The 1138-nt window shown below is 67.8% G+C and carries 1 protein-coding gene; it reads right to left on the bottom strand.

What is annotated here, in order from left to right:
- Positions 1-29: 29 nt before the first annotated feature.
- A partial coding sequence (locus ABH941_RS40895) for an IS256 family transposase (protein WP_370138611.1) occupies positions 30-1138 on the bottom strand: 1109 nt, incomplete at its 5' end.

Below are 1138 nucleotides of genomic sequence, written 5' to 3'. Positions count from 1 at the left end.
GATCGCGTCCCTTGGTGTGGTGTAGCCGATCAGTCAGCGGTGGTGTTGGGTAGTGCGGGGGCGCCCTTGGGGAGTTCGGTGGGGTAGAGCTCTTCCATGCTGGCTTCGGGAAGGTAGCGGCGGGGGAAGGCGATCCATTCGTCGTGGAGTTCGAAGAGCACGGCGGTGACGAGCCTGAGCAGGGCGTCGTCGTTGGGGAAGACCTGGACGACGTCGGTGCGGCGTTTGATCTCGCGGTTGATGCGTTCCAGCGGGTTGGTCGACTGGATCTTCTTCCAGTGGCGTTCGGGGAAGCCTGCGAACGCGGTCAGGTCGTCCTTGGATTCCAGCAGCATCTCTTTGACCTTGGGGAACTGGGTGCCGAGCATGTCGGCGACGGTGTCGAGTTGGCTGCGGACCGCGGCGGCGGTGGGCTGGGCGAAGACCGTGCGGATGGTGGCGGCCACCATCTCGGCAGCGTCCTTGCTGATCACGTTGAAGACGTTGCGCAGGAAGTGGACGCGGCATCGTTGGTAGCCGGCGCCGAGCATGACCTTGCGGATCGCTGCCACCAGTCCGAGGTGGTGGTCGCCGATGACCAGTCGCACCCCGCCCAGGCCGCGTTCGCGCAGGGAGCGCAGGAACGCGGTCCACGAGGCCTCGCTCTCGCTGTCGCCGACCATCACGCCCAGCACTTCGCGGCCGCCGTCCTCGGTGATGCCGGTGGCGATGACCACCGCGCGCGAGACGATCTGGTGCTCGACCCGGGCTTTGCAGTAGGTCGCGTCGAGGTAGACGTAGGGGAAGCGGACGTGGTCCAGCCGCCGTTCGCGGAACACGGTCAGCTGGCCGTCCAGGTCCTGGCAGATCCGGGAGACCTCGCTCTTGGAGATCCCGGTGTCCGAGCCCAGGGCCTTGACCAGGTCGTCGACCGAGCGGGTGGACACGCCGTGGACGTAGGCCTCCATCACGACCGCGAACAGCGCCTGGTCGATCCGGCGGCGCCGCTCCAGCAGGACGGGGAAGAAGCTGCCCGACCGCAGCTTGGGGATCCCCAGCCCCAGGTCCCCGGCCTGGGTGGTGAGCGTCTTGTCGCGGTGCCCGTTGCGCAGCGCGGTGCGGGTGTCGGTGTGCTCGTTCCACTCGGCGCCGATCCTGG

This window comes from Streptacidiphilus sp. EB103A (genome assembly GCF_041261405.1).
Lineage (GTDB): Bacteria > Actinomycetota > Actinomycetes > Streptomycetales > Streptomycetaceae > Streptacidiphilus.
This window is presented reverse-complemented; position numbering and strand designations above follow the sequence as displayed.